At 36.7% G+C, this 19,167-nt stretch carries 19 protein-coding genes; 16 read left to right on the top strand and 3 right to left on the bottom strand.

Annotated features, from left to right (window positions below; all coding sequences use genetic code 11):
- From O99_RS03135 to O99_RS03060, 16 genes are all read left to right on the top strand, one after another.
- Window positions 1-2,375: YadA-like family protein (locus O99_RS03135; protein WP_154655490.1), on the top strand; the 2,375-nt coding region annotated here is incomplete at its 5' end.
- Between the two features lie 17 nt (window positions 2,376-2,392).
- Window positions 2,393-2,965, top strand: a complete 573-nt coding sequence (locus O99_RS03130) for an invasion associated locus B family protein (RefSeq protein ID WP_035006309.1) — start codon at window positions 2,393-2,395, stop codon at window positions 2,963-2,965.
- A 549-nt stretch (window positions 2,966-3,514) separates the two neighbouring features.
- Window positions 3,515-3,754 carry a hypothetical protein gene (locus O99_RS03125; protein ID WP_035006308.1) on the top strand — a complete coding sequence of 80 codons (240 nt, stop codon included), beginning with the start codon at window positions 3,515-3,517 and terminating at the stop codon, window positions 3,752-3,754.
- A 457-nt stretch (window positions 3,755-4,211) separates the two neighbouring features.
- Window positions 4,212-4,934, top strand: a complete 723-nt coding sequence (locus O99_RS03120; protein WP_035006307.1) for an RlmE family RNA methyltransferase — start codon at window positions 4,212-4,214, stop codon at window positions 4,932-4,934.
- Window positions 4,935-5,107: 173 nt separating this feature from the next.
- Entirely contained in the window at window positions 5,108-6,121 is a 1,014-nt protein-coding gene (gene obgE, locus O99_RS06960; protein ID WP_035006306.1) for a GTPase ObgE, read from the top strand.
- A 9-nt stretch (window positions 6,122-6,130) separates the two neighbouring features.
- Window positions 6,131-7,270 (top strand): glutamate 5-kinase, encoded by a 1,140-nt coding sequence (proB, locus tag O99_RS06955; RefSeq protein WP_407636704.1) that lies wholly within the window; start codon window positions 6,131-6,133, stop codon window positions 7,268-7,270.
- A 38-nt stretch (window positions 7,271-7,308) separates the two neighbouring features.
- Complete coding sequence (locus O99_RS03105) at window positions 7,309-8,565, top strand: glutamate-5-semialdehyde dehydrogenase (protein WP_035006304.1); 1,257 nt, start codon at window positions 7,309-7,311, stop codon at window positions 8,563-8,565.
- Between the two features lie 29 nt (window positions 8,566-8,594).
- Window positions 8,595-9,188 carry a nicotinate-nucleotide adenylyltransferase gene (locus O99_RS03100; protein ID WP_035006712.1) on the top strand — a complete coding sequence of 198 codons (594 nt, stop codon included), beginning with the start codon at window positions 8,595-8,597 and terminating at the stop codon, window positions 9,186-9,188.
- Between the two features lie 69 nt (window positions 9,189-9,257).
- Entirely contained in the window at window positions 9,258-9,701 is a 444-nt protein-coding gene (gene rsfS / locus O99_RS03095; protein WP_035006303.1) for a ribosome silencing factor, read from the top strand.
- 1 nt (window position 9,702) lies between these two features.
- Window positions 9,703-10,185 (top strand): 23S rRNA (pseudouridine(1915)-N(3))-methyltransferase RlmH, encoded by a 483-nt coding sequence (gene rlmH / locus O99_RS03090; RefSeq protein ID WP_035006302.1) that lies wholly within the window; start codon window positions 9,703-9,705, stop codon window positions 10,183-10,185.
- Window positions 10,186-10,315: 130 nt separating this feature from the next.
- A complete protein-coding gene (locus tag O99_RS03085) occupies window positions 10,316-11,560 on the top strand; it encodes a murein hydrolase activator EnvC family protein (RefSeq protein WP_035006301.1) in 1,245 nt (414 codons plus the stop codon).
- Window positions 11,550-12,860 (top strand): S41 family peptidase, encoded by a 1,311-nt coding sequence (locus O99_RS03080; protein ID WP_035006300.1) that lies wholly within the window; start codon window positions 11,550-11,552, stop codon window positions 12,858-12,860. Before O99_RS03085 ends, O99_RS03080 begins: the two co-directional genes overlap by 11 nt.
- 59 nt (window positions 12,861-12,919) lie before the next feature.
- The gene (locus tag O99_RS03075) at window positions 12,920-13,441 is read left to right on the top strand and encodes an RNA pyrophosphohydrolase (RefSeq protein WP_035006299.1); all 522 of its coding nucleotides are present in this window, start codon (window positions 12,920-12,922) and stop codon (window positions 13,439-13,441) included.
- Window positions 13,442-13,548: 107 nt separating this feature from the next.
- Window positions 13,549-14,106: an invasion associated locus B family protein gene (locus O99_RS03070; protein WP_035006298.1), complete on the top strand. Its 558-nt coding sequence runs from the start codon at window positions 13,549-13,551 to the stop codon at window positions 14,104-14,106.
- 317 nt (window positions 14,107-14,423) lie between these two features.
- Window positions 14,424-14,717, top strand: a complete 294-nt coding sequence (locus O99_RS03065) for a YggT family protein (RefSeq protein WP_035006297.1) — start codon at window positions 14,424-14,426, stop codon at window positions 14,715-14,717.
- 30 nt (window positions 14,718-14,747) lie between these two features.
- Window positions 14,748-15,053, top strand: a complete 306-nt coding sequence (locus tag O99_RS03060) for a DUF167 domain-containing protein (RefSeq protein ID WP_035006296.1) — start codon at window positions 14,748-14,750, stop codon at window positions 15,051-15,053.
- Between the two features lie 53 nt (window positions 15,054-15,106).
- Here O99_RS03060 and ppa read toward each other — a convergent pair whose 3' ends face one another.
- From ppa to mgtE, 3 genes are all read right to left on the bottom strand, one after another.
- Window positions 15,107-15,649: an inorganic diphosphatase gene (gene ppa / locus O99_RS03055; protein WP_035006295.1), complete on the bottom strand. Its 543-nt coding sequence runs from the start codon at window positions 15,647-15,649 to the stop codon at window positions 15,107-15,109.
- A 67-nt stretch (window positions 15,650-15,716) separates the two neighbouring features.
- Window positions 15,717-17,540 carry a translational GTPase TypA gene (gene typA / locus O99_RS03050; protein WP_035006294.1) on the bottom strand — a complete coding sequence of 608 codons (1,824 nt, stop codon included), beginning with the start codon at window positions 17,538-17,540 and terminating at the stop codon, window positions 15,717-15,719.
- Between the two features lie 148 nt (window positions 17,541-17,688).
- The gene (gene mgtE / locus O99_RS03045; protein ID WP_035006293.1) at window positions 17,689-19,068 is read right to left on the bottom strand and encodes a magnesium transporter; all 1,380 of its coding nucleotides are present in this window, start codon (window positions 19,066-19,068) and stop codon (window positions 17,689-17,691) included.
- Window positions 19,069-19,167 lie beyond the last annotated feature (99 nt).

The following is a 19,167-nucleotide window of genomic DNA, read 5'->3' as shown; positions in this document are numbered from 1 at the left end:
TTTCAGATATTTATAAGGAACTATCAGGATCTGGAAGTAAGAGCCTTGTTCAACAAGAAGAAGGAGAGAATGATCGTATTACAATAGGTGCGAAGACGGGTGGAACGGAAATTAGTTTATTGAATAATCAGTCAGTTGCACGTGTTCTTTCTGGTTTAGGTGATGGTGCTATTTCGGAAGGCTCGAATCAGGCTGTTACTGGGAACCAGCTTTATGAAACAAACACAAAACTTGCTGCATATTTAGGTGGAGGAGCGAGCTATGAAGATGGGCAATGGGCAGATCCTACCTTCACGATTAATGTGCTGCAAGAAGATGGCTCTATGGGAGAAAAAAAGTATACAAATGTAGCGGATGCATTAAAGGATATTAGCAGCTCCTTTACGACGGTTGTAGAGACAAACCTAATTCAACAAGAAGAAAGTGAAGATGAGAGTGGCCGCATTACGATAGGTGCGAATACAGGTGGAACGGAAATTAATCTTACGAACAAAGATGGAGAAGTTCGGACGCTTTCTGGCTTGAAAGATGGAGAGCTTTCTGACAGTTCGACTGAAGCAGTTACTGGAAAACAGCTTTATGAAGTTGATAGCAATCTGAAAGAGACAAAAGAAACAGTTTCTAATTTGAGCACGAGTATGGATAAAGTCCAAGGAGATGTCTCAACGATTGCAAATAATACGTCGAAATATTTAGGAGGCGGAGCGGATATTCTTGGAGGCATAGCACCAAGTTATAAAGTCCAGGGTAATGATTACAGTAATGTGGGTGAAGCTTTTGCTGGCGTTGATAGTTCCTTTTCAGATATTTATAAGGAACTATCAGGATCTGGAAGTAAGAGCCTTGTTCAAAAAGAGAAAAGTGAAGATGGGAGTGGTCGTATCACGATAGGTGCGAAGACGGGTGGCACGGAAATTAGTTTATTGAATAATCAGTCAGTTGCACGTGTTCTCTCTGGTTTGGGTGATGGAGCTATTTCGGAAGGCTCGAACCATGCAGTTACTGGAAACCAACTTTACCTTACGAATAAGAAGGTCTCTGAATATTTAGGTGGTGGAGCAGGCTATGAAGATGGAGAATGGGTAGATCCTACTTTCACGATTAATGTGCTACAAGAAGATGGTTCTACAGAAAAGAAAGAATATAAGAATGTAGCGGATGCATTAAAGGATATTAGCAGCTCCTTCACAACAGCTTTAGAGACTAATCTTATACAACAAGAAAAAAGTGAAGATGAGAGTGGCCGGATCACGATAGGTGCGAATACAGGTGGAACGGAAGTTAATCTTACGAATAAAAATGGAGAGGGTCGTACGCTTTCTGGCTTGAAAGATGGAACGCTTTCAGCGAGCTCGACTGAAGCGATCACAGGAGCACAGCTTTATAAAACAAACACACGATTTGATGAAGCAAACATGCAACTTGCTAAATATTTAGGTGGGGGAGCTGAATATAAAGATGGTGTATGGACTGGTCCCACGTTTAATATTGTTCAATTCAATTTTGGTGGTAAAGGTGGTGGACCGGAAGACAAAGAGTATAAGAGTGTAGCTAGTGCTTTTGATGGTGTTAATGAAGGTCTGAAAAATTTGAATAATCGTTTAGATGATGTCAAAAATCAGGTAGAACAGACAAAAGATGATACGATAAAATGGGATGAGAATAAAGGTGCTTATGACGCAAGCCGTAAAAATAAAGATGGAAAAATGGAAAGCACAACAATTACTGGTGTGAAAGATGGTGATGTAAGCGAAGGCTCTACTGAAGCAGTTAATGGTGGACAACTTTGGGATACGAATCAAAGAGTTGATAAACTTGAAAATGAATTTGACAAGTTCCAGAATGAAACTAATCAGAAGGCAGAGGGAGCAGTTCAATATGATAAAGATAAGGATGGGAAGAAAACCAATAAAGTTACGTTAGTAGGAGGCGATGCCAGTGCACCTGTTGTGATTGATAATGTTGGTGATGGTAAAGTTGAGAAAGATTCGAAAGAAGCTATTAATGGAGGTCAATTGTATGAGAAAATGGCAATTGTTCTCGATGATTCAAAGAAGTATACAGACGAGAAGGTACAGGAAGCTAAAGATTACACTGACATGAAGTTTGAGAGCCTGAATTATAATATTGAGGGCGTAAAAAAGGAAGCAAGACAAGCAGCAGCTATTGGTCTAGCAGCAGCTAATTTGCGTTATGAAGATGCTCCTGGTGCATTAAGTGTTGCATTTAGTAGCGGTTCATGGCACAGCCAATCTGCAATTGCGTTCGGTGCTGGCTATACATCTGAAAGTGGAGATATTCGCTCTAATTTCTCTGTAACAACTGCGGGTGGTCATTGGGGTATAGGCGCAGGTATAAGTGTAAGACTGAAGTAATGATGAGATAAATAATAATGATAAAACGTTCGAGTATTTTTGTAAGTATTTTTTTCCCCTTTGCCTTATTAGGCAAAGGGGAAAGCTTTGCTCATGAAAAAAATAATACATATACAGTGCAGCCACCTCAATTGTCTGTTCCGTCAGGAAAACCTGGAGAAATACGACGACTCATTATGCAGTTTTATAATTGGACCTTAATTTGTGATGAAAACACAATCTTGAACCAAGGTGTATGTAATGTAACGCAAACGGTCCATGATGAAGAAGATAATACAGTTTTTAGTTGGTCTCTTGTTTCTACAAAAAATGGTCAACCAGCTATACTCTTCCGTACATTGCCAAATGCTGATACGACTGTCCCTATAAAAATATTTATGGAAGGTATTAAAGAACCTAGTTTGGTTCGTTATACGCAGTGTGATGAAACAGTCTGTTTAGCACAGTCAGGTTTGAGTCCTATCTTAAGTGATCAAATAGAAAAAAAGAAGAGTGTACGTATTTCTTATAACCTTAAAGAAGGAAAAACACTCTCTTTTATTTTACCATTTAATGGGTTGAGTGAAGCACTATTTTCTTTACAACGATAAGAGATGTAATAAGCTGAAGAAAAAAGAGATTTTTATTTTAGCTAAGTAGTCATTATTTTTTTTTGAATTGAAATAATAAAATAAAAAAACTGATCAGCTATATTTACTTTTAAGTATATATAATATCAAGAACAATTGTATTTTATTTTTATAGATAAGTTTAATAGATTTTAGAAAAAGAGTATATTTTTGTATATCAATTTTACATGATAAACACTCTTAAGAAGAAAGTGTGTATTTTCGTAGGAATGATTAAATAATCGTTTTGTGTTGTGGTAGATAAAGTTAACTTTATTTTATTATGAAGCAACAGCAACCACGCAAGAAATGGTAGAGATCAATATTCTTATTCAACTGGATAGAGTGCATAAATTGTATGATTAAATAGTTGCAGTTGTAACATCAAAAATTTTTCTCATTTAAAATCTTTATCTTTTATGTGGCAATTGGTTTGCAAACCAGTAATTGTCGTTTTCTTATCGCGCGACTTGTTCATTGATTTTAAGGTTAGAAAAAAGATGATTTTTTATTATAAAAACAATAAATTATGTGACTGAAGGGTTAAAAGTTTGTCGTTTAAAATTGAAGAAAAGACTCATTAAATGTTATCGTTTAGTTGCAGTGGATACATGCTGTTTTATTGAGCGTATTTTAGATGAAACTGGTCTTGAATTAAAGATTGTTGAGAAGAAACAGATTGGGTATTTTTATTTATTTGAGTTGTTATGCTCATTCAATTTTTTAATTTTTAGAAAAAAGATATGTGGTCAGATGGTTTCAGATCCTTGAAAAATTATGTGAGAATTTTTCAGATCCTTATAGATGAGACATTTTATTGCAAGGCTTAAAATTTTATCTTTTGGGAACTTCTGGAATAATAATGATTTTATTGAGTAGGGATCCATCTCAATTACAAAGAGTATGATCAGAGCCAAATTGAGGATTTTTTGATCAAGAGCTTAAGTAGCTATGATCCTTATGATAAAAAATTTATTGTCGTAGGATATAGAAAAATGGGTAACTACTTTTTGTATTGAAGACAAAAGGAAAAATGTAGTTTGAGCGAGTTGTGCTATTTTAGATGGTATTTAAATTTTATTCAGTGAGTGATTCAAGAGTCGCAGCTTATGAAGCAAAGTAAGAAATTTTACTACAACTGAATGTTGAATGATAGTGTTTGGGGTATCATCATAAAAACAAGTGTTTTAAGTATTAAAAATTATCAGAATGTAGAAATAGTAAGTTTATGAAAAAAACAACATCAAAAGGTGGTAGAGGTGGTTCGGGATCACATGTGCTATATCAGCGTGTGAAAAAGAAAGCAGGAACGATTAAAGCATCATCACGGCGATGGTTAGAGAGGCATTTGAATGATCCTTATGTTCATCAATCAAAAGTGGATGGTTATCGTTCACGGTCCGCTTATAAACTTATTGAAATTGATGAGCGTTATAAGATCTTCAAAAAAGGCCAGAAAATCATTGATCTAGGAGCTGCTCCTGGGGGATGGTGTCAGGTTGCAGCCCGTAAAGTGGAATCAAGTGATCAAAAGCCTAGTGTTGTTGGTATTGATTATTTACCAATGGATCCACTACCGGGAGTTGTCATATTGGAGATGGATTTTTTACATGAAAATGCACCGCAGAAGTTGATGAATGCTTTAGGAGAACAGCCAGATATAGTGCTTTCTGATATGGCAGCACCAACAACGGGGCATCGTCAAACGGATCATTTAAGAACAGTATATTTATGTGAAGTGGCTGCGGATTTTGCTCTTTCCGTTCTTAAACCTGGAGGTCATTTTTTAGCAAAGGCTTTTCAGGGAGGAGCAGAGAATACTCTTCTCACTACATTAAAACAGAATTTTAAAACGGTTCATCATGTCAAACCTCCTGCAAGCCGAGCAGAATCAGTTGAACTTTATCTTTTAGCTCTTGAATTTAAGGGTATAACTGAAACACAAAAATAGCTTTTATATATAAAAAGCTAAAAGTTATTTGATTTGATTGATAACACAAAAACTTTTTTAATCAATTTATAGTAATTATTGTTTGTTTTTTGTACAGAATAAAAACCCATAAAATAAACAAATAAACGTATTTTTGTATAAATAGAAAAAGCGAATTCCTCAATGAGCATTTTATGAAATTTCTTGATCAGGCTAAAGTTTATATTCGTTCTGGTAATGGTGGAGCAGGAGCAGTATCATTCCGTCGTGAAAAGTTTATAGAATTTGGAGGTCCAGATGGAGGGAATGGCGGACGTGGCGGTGATGTATGGGCTCTTGTTGTCGATGGGCTCAATACACTGATTGATTATCGTTATCAGCAGCATTTTAGAGCAAAAACAGGAGGGCATGGTAAGGGGCGCAATATGACAGGCGTAAAGGGTGATGATGTCATTCTTAAAGTGCCAGTTGGAACACAGATTTTTGAAGAAGATAATAAAACATTGATTTGTGATTTGATAGAAGTTGGTCAACGTTATCGTCTGGCTAAAGGAGGCAATGGCGGTTTCGGTAATCTTCATTTTACAACTTCTACGAATCGAGCACCTCGGCATGCAAATCCAGGCTTGAGTGGAGAAGAACGTACACTTTGGCTACGTTTGAAATTAATTGCTGATGGGGGGCTTATTGGTTTGCCAAATGCTGGAAAATCAACTTTTTTGGCGGCAGTAACGGCCGCAAAGCCGAAAATTGCTAGTTATCCTTTTACTACTTTGCATCCTCATCTTGGTGTTGCATCTGTTGATGCTCGTGAATTTGTTTTGGCTGATATTCCTGGTTTGATAGAGGGAGCTCATGAAGGTGTGGGAATCGGTGACCGCTTTTTAGGGCATGTGGAACGTTGCCGTGTTTTACTTCATTTGGTTTCTGCTCAAGAAGAAGATGTGGCAAAAGCTTATCACACTATTCGCCATGAGCTCACACTATATGGACATCATTTGAGTGATAAAACTGAAATTGTGGCTTTAAGCCAAATCGATACTCTGCCTATTGAAGAGCGTGTCGTCAAACAGGAAATGTTGCAAAAGGCATCTGGTAAATCGGTTATGATGGTTTCTGCGGTAAGTCATGAAGGCTTAGATCATGTATTGCGTGCTATTGCACATATCATTGAAAAAGAACGAACAAATAATGTTCGTGAAGCGTAAATAGGATTCATGACGGTGACCATTGGAATGCGAAAACTTTCACAATATAAGCGTATTGTGATTAAAGTTGGTTCTGCGCTTTTAGTGGATCCTCAAAAAGGTTTACGCGTTGAGTGGCTTAAAAGTTTAATTAATGATGCTGTTCAATTACGCCAAAAAGGTGTTGAGGTTTTATTTGTTTCTTCTGGTGCTATTGCTTTAGGGCGTACCTCACTTCATCTCTCTAAGGGTGTTTTAAAATTAGAAGAGAGTCAGGCGTGTGCTGCCTTAGGTCAGATTGAACTTGCTAAAGCTTATAGCGATGTATTGGCCCAACATGGATTGAGAACAGGTCAGATTTTGCTGACATTATCCGATACCGAAGAACGTCGCCGTTATCTTAATGCACGTGCTACTATTGATACACTTTTACGTTTTGGAGTCGTTCCTGTTATCAATGAAAATGATACCGTAGCGACAAGTGAAATTCGTTATGGCGATAATGATCGTTTAGCAGCACGTGTTGCAACGATGATAGGGTCGGATCTTTTAATCCTTTTATCTGATGTTGATGGTCTTTATACGTGTTCTCCTCATTTGAATCCAGATGCTGAATTTATTTCTTTTGTTTCATCAATTACACGTGATATTGAGAACATGGCAGGTGTTGCTGCTTCAGAGTTTTCACGGGGTGGAATGAAGACTAAACTTGAGGCAGGGAAAATAGCTACTGCTGCTGGAACAGCAATGGTTATTACTTTAGGAAAGCGTATGAATCCCCTTTTAGCAATTGACAAAGGAGAACGCAGTAGTTTTTTTGCTGCAAGTGAGAAGCCGGTAAATGCTTGGAAAAAATGGATTTCTGGTCATTTAGATCCATCGGGCATTTTGACTATTGATCAGGGGGCCATTAAAGCGCTTGAATCTGGAAAATCATTACTTGCTGCCGGAGTTGCTGCGGTTGAGGGAGTGTTTGATCGTGGCGATATGGTTGCAATTGTTGATAAAAATGGAATTGAGATTGCTCGTGGTCTTGTAAATTATGGGGCAGATGAAGCGAGAGTTATTATAGGCCGTAAGAGTGAAGAAATAGACTATATTCTTGGGAATGGAGTGCGTTCCGTTGTAGTGCATCGCAATGATATGGTTTTACGTTGCTTATCGGATTGAATATAAAAGTTCTTCTTTTTTTGTGAATGAGTGATGATATGACTTTAGCAGAACAGATGAGAGTTATAGGGCAGAAAGCACGTGATGTTGCTTCAATACTTGCAAGTGCTTCTGCTGACCAAAGAAAAAGTGCTTTGGAAATGATTGCTCTAAATCTAGAATCTCGGTCGGTTGAAATTTTATGTGCTAATCGTCAAGATTTAGAAAATGCTGCTCGGAATAGTTTATCATCCGCGATGATGGATCGGCTGAAATTGGATGAATCGCGTTTACATGCAATAATTGATAGTGTTCGTCAGATCGCTTGCTTGCCGGATCCTGTTGGAGAAGTGATTAGTGAATGGACGCGTCCAAATGGGCTTCATATCCGTCGTGTGCGAACACCACTTGGTGTCATCGGTATTATTTATGAAAGTCGGCCAAATGTTACGATTGATGCAAGTGCTTTGTGTTTAAAATCTGGAAATGCTGCAATTTTGCGTGGTGGTTCAGATAGTTTTCATTCTGCACTTGCGCTTCATTCGGCATTAGTAAAAGGGCTGGAACAAGCAGGCTTGCCTAAGAGCGCTATTCAAATAGTGAAAACAAAAGATCGTGATGCTGTTGGAGAAATGCTTAAGGGTTTAGATGGCGCAATTGATGTTATTATACCCCGTGGTGGGAAAAATCTGGTAGCACGTATTCAATCTGATGCGCGTGTTCCTGTTTTTGCACATTTAGAAGGCCTTTGTCATATTTATATTGATAAGTCAGCGGATTTAGATATGGCACGTGAAATTGTATTAAATGCAAAATTACGGCGTACAGGTATATGTGGAGCTGTTGAGACAGTTTTGATTGACCGTCAGGCATTAAAAAAGTTTCTTCCTGTTCTCATTGCTTTACAGGAGAAGGGATGTGAAGTTCGTGTGACAGAAGATATCATCTCGCTTATGCAAGGAGCTAGATTAGCCTGTGAAGAAGATTGGTCTTGTGAATATCTTGATGCAATTTTATCTGCTAAAACGGTTGATGGTATTGAGGGAGCCATTGCACACATTCAGCGTTATTCGTCAGGACATACTGAATCAATTATTAGTGAGGATATGGGAGTGGTTAAAATGTTTTTTGATCGTTTAGATTCAGCCATTTTGCTTCATAATGCATCAACACAATTTGCTGATGGAGGGGAATTTGGTTTTGGAGCAGAAATTGGTATTGCAACAGGGAAAATGCATGCACGTGGACCGATAGGGGTTGAACAGTTGACATCATTTCAATATCACATTAGTGGAAATGGGCAGGTTAGGCCTTGAAACAACTTTTTTTTCCATGGGAAAATCGTATACCACATGTTGAAAAGTCCAATGTTGTTGGCCTTTTTGGTGGATCATTTAATCCACCACATGCGGGTCATCTTCTTGTTGCAAAAACTGCAATTTTGCGTTTGCGTCTTAATCAATTATGGTGGATGATAACTCCAGGAAATCCTTTAAAAGATTGTATACAATTGCCATCTTTGCATAAGAGAATGCAGTTAAGCTCGGAATTTCTTAATCATCCCAAAATTCGCGTAACAGGTTTTGAAAAGACTATAGGAAGTAAAATATCAGTTGATACGATTTCTTATATCCTTAAACGTTATAGGAGAGTGCATTTTGTGTGGGTTATGGGAGCAGATAATTTAGCAACGTTTCATTATTGGCATAGGTGGCGGGATATTATGTCTATGATTCCTGTTGCAATCATTGATCGCCCTTTAGCACGGATGTCAGCACTTTCTTCTCCTATGGCTAGAACTTATTGTTATTCTCGTGTGGATGAGAGAGCAAGTACGCTATTGCCTTTTATGGCACCACCTGCTTGGATTTATTTACATGGGCCTTTATCTTTTCAATCTTCAACAAAGCTGCGTTTGGAAGGAAATGATTCTTCTTGAAGATTTTATAGGATTCTGCAACTATTTTAGAGTATTCTTCTTTTACTCTTAACTCTTATGTTTTAAATAATAATAAGAAAGGATATTAGTCTGGAAAAATTTGTACAAAAACGTTGTAATATTATTGCTTCTTCAGCAGAAGAAAAATGCTTGTCAGTTACGAATGGTCTTAAAATTATTCTGAGTAGTTTAGAAGATATAAAAGCAGAAGATATTATTTCTATTGATCTACGGGGAAGGTTTTCTTTAGCTGATTATATGGTTATTGCTTCTGGGTGTTCTCAGCGTCATGTTTTGGCTATCACTGATCGTCTTTTATCTGTTTGGAAAGGAAGTGGATATGGTAACGCGAGGGTAGAGGGAATGGCTGGAGGGGATTGGGTACTAATTGATGCAAGCGATATCATTATTCACCTTTTTCGTCCGGAAATTCGCACTTTTTATAATTTAGAAAAAATATGGCTTGATTCAGGTTTGGAGAATATTGAATCAATTCTTGTTGGAGACAACTGATATGCAAGTTTCTATTTTTGCTGTTGGTCGTATGAAACAAGGTGCTGAACAGATATTAGTTCACCGTTATTTAGATCGTTTTTCTAAAAGTGCTGGGGCTATAGGTTTTCAGTTTGGAAAAATGCAAGAAATATCAGAAAGTCGTGCTCAGACGCCCTGTCAACGTATGAAAGAAGAAGGAAAAAAACTTTTTGAGTATTTACCTGAAAAATGCCGATTAATTGTATTGGATGAGCGTGGAAAGTCAATATCATCATCTATTTTTGCTGAGAAATTAGTATTTTATCGTGATGAGGGTGTTCGTGATTTAATACTTGCTTTAGGAGGACCTGATGGGCATAGTGAACAAGTTAGAAACCACGCTGATTTTATTTTATCTTTTGGGTTTATGACCTGGCCGCATCAGATCGCACGTATATTACTTATAGAACAGCTGTATAGAGCCATAACAATTATTGGTCATCACCCTTATCATCGTTTTTAAATTTTATTTTTATACCTATTCATGCACTTGTTAACATTGTTTTAGGTGACAGCATTTAAAGCATTGTTAGTTTATATAATTGAGTTTGATGGTTGAATAAATGAAGAGGTTTCTTCATGAAAAGATAAAGATGCAATATTTATGCAAGAAGTGCATGATATTGCTGTTGCTGATATTAAGTACGGATATTCAGACATCTATTTCATATGCTGAAGATATGGACAGTCGCGAAGTAGTACAAAAAACATTAATGGACATTCGCAATAATATCTCTATATCGCGTAAACATATTGCTTCATTGATACAACAAGTTGACCTTTTGAAAAAAGATCAACGTGCTTTGACTGATGAACTCATAAAAGTTGCTAAAGTAGAGCGTAATTTAGCAAATGATATTATTGAAAGGGAGGAAAAGCTTAAGCAACTTTTAGAACAGAAGACGCAAGTGTATCAAAATTTAAAAAATCGCCAGGCTGAATTTTCAGAGATATTAGCTATTTTAGCACGGACAGGATTAAAACCACCTCCTGCTCTTATAGCGCAACCTAAAGATATTCTTGCCTCCATACGCAGCTCTATTTTATTGGGAGCTATCATTCCTGATATGCAAGAAAAAACACAGAATTTAACAAAAAATCTAAAAAAATTGACTAATTTAGGTCATGTTATTGCTATGGAATGCGTAGATTTAAAAGCTAAAATGCAAAATCAAGCAGAGCAGCTTAAATATTTAGAGTTTTTGTTAGATGAAAAAGAAAAATTACAGAAAAGATCACAAAAAGAGCTTATAATGCTGCGACAGAAAAATATTACTCTTATTAAGAAAGCGCAGTCTTTAGAAGAATTAATTTTAGAGCTTGATTATCAAGCACAGTCTGATTCCACTTCATCAGAGAATATACGGAAAAGTTTACAATTATTAGAGCAGAGAGATCTTCAAAATAAAAAGGGTCATTTTCTTTTACCTGTTTCAGGAAAAAAAATTCAACATTTTAATAATAGTTCGCATGTTGCGCGTTTTGGTGAAATTATTGCAACAGAACCAGAAGCTATAGTTATAGCTCCCGCTGATGCCCTTGTGGCTTTTTCTGGATCATTTCGTTCTTATGGACAATTAATTATTCTTAATGTTGGACATGGTTACTATATTACTCTTATCGGAATGGCTAAAATCAATGTAACACAGGGGCAGTTTGTTCTTTCAGGTGAACCTATTGGTATGATGGGAACGGAATTTATTGCGAATACTATTGCATTGGATATAGGCAAAAAGACTCCAATGCTTTACATTGAGTTTAGAAAGCATGGAAAACCTGTGGATCCAAAACCTTGGTGGCAGACTGAACAATTAAAAAGGAACAAAAATGATTCGTAAAGTTATACTTTCGGTCGCTGTGATATTGCTCAGCGTCAGTTCAACGATTATAGTGCAATCTGTTGCTGCGAATAATGACAGTAATATTTATAAACAGTTGGCTATATTTGGTGATATCTTTGAACGAGTGCGGATGCACTATGTTACAGTTCCAAATGATAAAAAGCTTGTTGAGAATGCTATTAATGGAATGCTTTCTTCGCTTGATCCTCATTCCTCTTATATGGATGCTGAAGCCGCTAAAGACATGAGAGCTTCTACTAAGGGAGAGTTTGGTGGTCTTGGTATTGAAGTAACCATGGAAAAGAGTCTTCTTAAGATTGTTTCCCCGATGGAGGATACACCAGCTTCAAAAGCTGGTATTTTAGCAGGAGATGTGATTTTAAAGATTGATGGTAAACAGGTAAAAGGTCAGTCTTTGAATGAAGCTGTGAATCAAATGAGAGGTGCTGTTGGTACACCGGTTACGCTAACAATTATTCGTTCTGGTGTTGATAAACCTCTTGAGATCAAAGTTATTCGTGATATTATCAAAGTGAAGGCGGTTAAGTATCGTGTTGAAAATGATATTGGTTATTTAAAACTTATTCAATTTTCTGAGCAGACTTTTGGTGATCTTCAAGCTGCAGTTAAAGACATTCAATCCAAAATTTCTCAAGATCGTTTGAAAGGGTATGTGCTTGATTTACGCCTTAATCCTGGAGGCCTTTTAGAACAGGCGGTTAGTATTTCAGGTGCTTTTCTTAATAGAGGCGAAATTGTATCGATTCGTGGTCGTAGAAAGAAAGATGTGACGAGATTTGATGCTAGACCAGGAGATCTGATTAATGGGAAGCCTCTCATTGTTCTTATTAATGGTGGTTCAGCAAGTGCTTCTGAAATTGTTGCAGGGGCTTTACAAGATCATCGTCGCGCTACAATTTTAGGAACACAATCTTTTGGTAAGGGATCTGTTCAAACCATTATTCCTTTAGGTGAAAATGGAGCTTTACGTTTAACGACAGCGCTTTATTACACCCCGATGGGTACATCAATTCAAGGAACTGGGATTACCCCTGATATTATTGTTGAGCAGCCATTGCCTGAAAAATATAAGGGTTATGATGTAACGCTTGGTGAATCTGAGTTAAAAGGACATATCAAAGGAAAACAAGAAAGTGAGAAAGGCTCTGGTTCAGCTGCTTTTGTTCCTAAAGATCCTAAGGATGATGTGCAATTGAATGAAGCTTATAAGCTTTTACGGGGTGAGATAACGCATAAGGCATTTCCACCAGATCCTCATCAAGGTATTTTAAAATAAGAAGAAAGCTGTACAGCTTATAGTTTTATATGAGCTGTATTTTTATAAGGGATAATGAGGTGGATACAATTGTTGGTTTTAAAGCTCTCCCTTATCGGAAATGTGTGGGAATTCTTGTGTTTAATCATGAAGGTAAAGTTTGGGTTGGACGCCGTTTGATGGCAGTTGCTGACGCACAAGTTGACATGTCCAAACTTTGGCAGTTACCACAGGGGGGAATTAATCCAGGAGAAAAGCCGATAGATGCAGCACGACGTGAACTTTATGAAGAAACAGGTATCCAATCCATTAAGTTGATTAAGGAAGCTCAGGATTGGTTTAAGTATGATTTCCCACAAGAACTTATGGGACATGTTTTAAATAATAAATATCGTGGTCAAATACAAAAATGGTTTTCTTTTCAGTTTACGGGAGAGACTTCTGAAATTACCATTAATCCACCACCTGATGGTAATACGGCAGAGTTTGATCAGTGGAAATGGATTGATTTGGAAGAGATTCCTTCAATTGTTGTTTCTTTTAAAAAGCATGTTTATACAAAAGTTGTGAAAGAATTTCGAAATAGTGCTAGATGTTTATAAATCTTATAATTGTAAAAGCTATTTTTTCTTAAGAAGCTTTGTATTATGTCTTGTTATCAGAAATAATAGCAGTGATTCTATTGTGTGTTTAAAAATTAGGATGTGAGATGAAAAAAATATTTAATTTCTTTATAACTTTTACACTCTTGAGTGTTTCTGTTGCATTTGCGCAGAGTACAAAGCCGACTACAACAAAGCTTTCTGAAGCTTCATTGCCGAACGGTGCTTCTTCTTTAACCGAGACTTATGGTTTGTGGAATGTTAACTGTAATCTACAGGACGGAAAAAAAGTTTGCTTTATGTATCGCCAAGAAGTTAATGATCAAAATCGTGTCATATTAGCTATGAACATTTCTTCCAATTCTGATGGTACTTTGACAGGAACTTTGACAGTTCCTTTTGGTATTTTAGTTTCTAAACCTATTCGTTTACAAGTAGATGGTGGAAAGAATGTTATTGAAACAAACATTCGGACTTGTATACCAGCAGGTTGCATTGTTCCAGTAGCTTTTGACAAAAATTATGTGGCAGCTTTACGTGCAGGAAAAAAGTTGAATTTAGCGATGACAGTTTCTACTCCAGGAGAGCCAGCTCTGAATGATTTGTTTGTGCAATTAAGTGGTTTTAGCGATGCACTGAATCGTTTTATTGCTTTGCAAATGTAATTTTATAATAAAAAGAAAATCGGCCTTTAAAGGCCGATACTATTTAGAATAGTTTATGAGGAAAACAAAAATTAATTAGCCAGCTGACTAATTAAATGAAGGATGAGAACTTTTGTAAATTCTTTTTCTATTTTGGTGTATTATTGCTTCACTTTAATATTTTATGACATTGCGGTATGATGATATATGCTAAAAATATTAATTTTTATTTGAAATGAAAAAGAAGAATAATTGGTGAGACTATTTTAATAAAGACTTTATTTGCATAAAGTTTTCTATATGAACCTCCATTCTATTGATTGGTAAAGGAAATACGAATGATCTATGCTTTTCTTAGTGTGCTGGATCTAATCTTTAGTATTTACATTGCTATCTTAGTAGCTCATGCTATTTTTTCTTGGCTTTATACATTTAATATTGTCAATACCCGGAATGTTTTTGTCACTATGATCGGTAATTTTCTATATCGTACAACAGAACCAATTTTATGCTATATTCGACGTTTTTTACCTAATCTTGGGACAATTGATATTTCACCTATTGTGGTTTTTATGATTATTTACTTTATTCGTATTTTCATGTGGCGTGCTTATGCAGGAATGCTTTTATAAAAGTGAAGATATTTCCTTAGGCGAAATAAGATGTTTTATCGAGTTGATGCTCATCGTTTGATTTTATTTGTCCGTTTGATTCCAAAAGCCTCAGTTGATAGTATAATAAAGGTTGAGAATAGAGATGATGGGAAACAGTATTTAATTATACGTCTGCGTGCTATTCCTGAAAACGGCAAAGCAAATAAAGCATTGATTAAATTTTTGGCGAAGCAATGGAAGATACCATCGTCTTGCATCTCTCTTGGAAGTGGAGCAACATCACACTATAAACAGCTTTATTTTTCAAAATATTTAAAAGAAGTAGAGAAAATATTACAATCTTTTAGAGTATAATCCTATAAAATTAAGAAGATGACAGCCTGTGAAGATACAGGCTGTGTTTTTATTTAAAGCGAACAGTTATGTTGTTTATTACGTTCAATCGCTTTTTTAATCAATTCATGTGCATAGTCTTTATCGCGCCAACCTTCAATTTTAACCCATTTTCCAGGTTCAAGATCTTTGTAATGTCCAAAAAAATGCTCAATTTGTTTTAATGTGATTTCTGGAAGATCTGTATAATTATGAACATTAATGTAGCGTTTTGTTAATTTTTGAGCAGGAATAGCAATAATTTTTTCGTCTTTGCCGCCATCATCTTCCATCATAAGAACACCGATTGGGTATACATTAATGACACAACCTGGAATAAGAGGACGGGTGCTACTGATGAGAACATCAACGGGATCACCATCTTCCGAAAGTGTATGCGGGATGAAGCCATAATTTCCAGGATAAGTCATTGGTGTATGGAGGAAACGGTCAACAAATAATAATCCAGATTTTTTATCCATTTCATATTTTATTGGTTGACTATCAATAGCAACTTCAATGATAACATTAACATCTTCTGGTGGATTTTTGCCGATAGGTATTTCATTAATGTTCACGTAATTACCCTTTCTAGAATTAAATAAAATCAAACAGAATAGTACATTAAGGTAAAGAGATTCATCATCAGGCAAGTGATGAACGTGTTTTTTCGAAACGTTTACGTTCATTTGGATCTAGGTAGAGTTTACGCAAACGAATATTTTTAGGCGTCACTTCTACTAGCTCGTCATCTTGTATCCATGACAGTGCACGTTCTAAGGTCATTTTGATTGGAGGGCTTAATTTTACGGCTTCATCTTTACCAGAAGCACGCATGTTTGTTAGCTTCTTCCCTTTTAAAACATTTACTTCTAAGTCATTATCGCGTGAGTGTATGCCAACAATCATACCTTGATAAACTTTTACGCCAGCATCGATCATCATAGGGCCACGATCTTCAAGATTAAAAAGCGCATAGGCAACAGCTTCACCATTATCATTTGAAATCATTACACCATTGGTACGGCCACTAATTTCTCCCTTATAAGGCTCATAGGCATGGAAAAGACGATTCATAATTGCTGTACCACGTGTATCCGTTAAAAGTTCAGATTGATAGCCAATAAGTCCGCGGGTTGGTGCATAAAACACAAGGCGTACACGATTTCCACCTGATGGACGGAGTTCAATCATTTCTCCTTTGCGTTCTGACATTTTTTGAACAATGGTTCCGGAATATTCTTCATCAACATCGATTACAACTTCTTCAATTGGTTCTAAAGTTATTCCATTTTCATCTTTTTGCATAACTACGCGTGGTCGTGAAACACTTAGTTCAAATCCTTCACGACGCATGTTTTCAATAAGGACCGCGAGCTGTAATTCTCCTCGTCCTGAAACATAAAAAGAGTCTTTATCATCTGATTCTTCAATTTTAAGAGCTACATTTCCTTCTGCCTCTTTTAACAAACGGTTACGGATAATTCGACTTGTTACTTTATCTCCTTCTGTACCAGCAAGGGGACTATCATTCACAAGAAAGCTCATAGTAACAGTGGGTGGATCAATTGGTTGAGCAATAAGAGACTCATTGACGGAAAGATCACAGAAGGTGTCAGCAACAGTTCCTTTTTGGAGTCCTGCAATTGCTATAATATCTCCAGCAGCACTTTCTTCAATAGGTTGTCGTTCTAATCCACGGAATGCTAAAATTTTTGAAATACGCCCAGTTTCTAAAAGTTTTCCATCTTGTCCCAGAACTTTAATATTTTGATTGGGTTTAATTGAGCCCGAATGAACGCGTCCTGTAATGATTCGTCCCAAAAAAGGATCGGCTTCAAGGATAGTACCGATCATGCGGAATGGTCCTTCAGCAATGGTTGGTGTAGGTACATGACGGACTACAAGATCAAACAAGGCACTTAATCCTTGATCTTTGGGTCCTTCAGGAGATACAGCCATCCATCCATCACGACCTGATCCATAAAGAATAGGGAAATCCAATTGTTCATCGGTTGCATCAAGAGCTGCAAAAAGGTCAAAAACTTCATTGACAACTTCATCAGCTCGGGCGTCAGGTCGATCAATTTTATTGATTGCAACAATAGGACGTAATCCTACTTTTAACGCTTTTCCAACAACAAATTTGGTTTGTGGCATAGGACCTTCAGCAGCATCAACAAGGACAATAGCTCCGTCTACCATATTAAGGATACGTTCTACTTCACCACCGAAATCGGCGTGACCAGGGGTATCAACAATATTAATTCGGGTATCTTTCCAAACAACAGATGTTACTTTTGCTAGAATTGTAATACCGCGTTCTTTTTCGATATCATTTGAATCCATCATGCGCTCGCTTGTGCGCTGGTTATCACGAAAATTTCCTGATTGTTTGAGGAGTTCGTCTACAAGTGTTGTTTTACCGTGGTCAACGTGGGCGATGATAGCAATATTACGCAATTGCATAAATTTTCTTCTTTTCGTTTAATGAAATTCTCTTTGAAGTAAAGCTTTTCTCTTTACAGTTTCAGATCTTTTACAGTTTTTTTTAGACTTTGGGAAGAGGAAGAACATTTTTTATAAAAATGAAGGAGAGATTTTAATACGTGCCATATTAAAGTAAGATTCCAGTTAAAATAAAAGAAGCAACGGAAAAGTAAATTATAATACCCATGACATCTACTAAGGTCGCAACAAAGGGAGCCGAAGCACTTGCCGGGTCAAATTTTAAGCGTTTAAGAATAAAGGGCAGCATAGATCCGACTAAAGAACCGAATGTAACAATTCCAACTAAAGCTATTCCTACAGTTATAGCAATAAAAAACCAATAATCACCATAGTTATAAATTCCGAGTTGTTGCCAAACAGCAATCCGTATAATACCGATGATTCCGAGTAAAATACCAAGGGAGATGCCTGTTGGAATTTCACGAATAATGACTTTCCACCAGTCTTTGAGTGTGAGTTCCCGTAAGGCTAATGCACGAATAATAAGAGACGTTGCTTGTGAACCAGAGTTTCCTCCTGAACTCATAATAAGAGGAATGAATAATGTAAGAGCAATTACTTTTTCAAGTTCTGTTTCGAAATATTGCATGGCGCTTGCTGTTAACATTTCACCCATAAAGAGTAAAGCCAGCCAGCCACCGCGTTTTTTCATCATTCCCAAAAAATTTATCTGCATATATGGTTTATCTAAAGCTTCCAATCCTCCAAATTTATAGGCATCTTCATTCATTTCATCGACCATAGAGTCAAGTACATCGTCAACTGTTACAATACCAATCACATGATTGCTGTCATCAATAACTGGTACAGAAAGAAGATCATGACGTTGAAAGAGACGAGCAATATCTTCGTGGTGTGTAAAGGGTGATATTGTGATAGGTGTATCGTGTGTGGAGACGTTTAAAATTTTATCATCAGGTGAGGCAAGAATAAGGTTACGGAGAGAAACGGCTTTGAGAAGGGTACTTGTTTTCGGATCAATGACATAGCTTGTGTATACTGTCTCACGTGTTCTTTCAACATCCCGAATATGATCTAAAGTTTTTTTTACAGTCCAATTCGCTGGTACTGCTATAAACTCTGTTGTCATCAATGCACCAGCTGTATGATCTGGATAACTAGTAAGTTTTTTGAGTTCAGTCCGAGTTAAAGATTTTAGTAAAGCATAAAACCGTTTACGCGTTTCTTGATTCATTTCTTGGAAGACGTCCGCAGCAGCATCTGCAGACATACCGTCAAGAATTTCGACAGCAAGATTCACGGGCAAAAGTTCAAGAATAGCAGCTGGGCTTTCAAGTTCTGGTTTGTCAAAAAGTTCAATGGCATAATCAATAGGCAAAAGACTGAGGATAATTACCCGTTCCATAATATCAAGACCATTAATGATATCAATCGAGTCGGCAAAATGAAGATTTTTTAATTCTTCAGCAAGGGCTTCAGAAGGTAAATCTTTGAGGTTGCTAGTAGATGTTTTGATTTCAGTCATAGCGAAGTGCCTTCTAAAAGATTAGAGATATATAGATAGAATGAATCAAAATTATAGACAACTTAGAATACAAGTTTTTCAATTGTTAATATTCAAAAT

The sequence above is a fragment of the Bartonella rochalimae ATCC BAA-1498 genome, assembly GCF_000706645.1.
Lineage (GTDB): Bacteria > Pseudomonadota > Alphaproteobacteria > Rhizobiales > Rhizobiaceae > Bartonella > Bartonella rochalimae.
The sequence above is the reverse complement of the archived record's forward strand: the minus strand, read 5'-3'. Positions and strand labels throughout refer to the sequence as shown.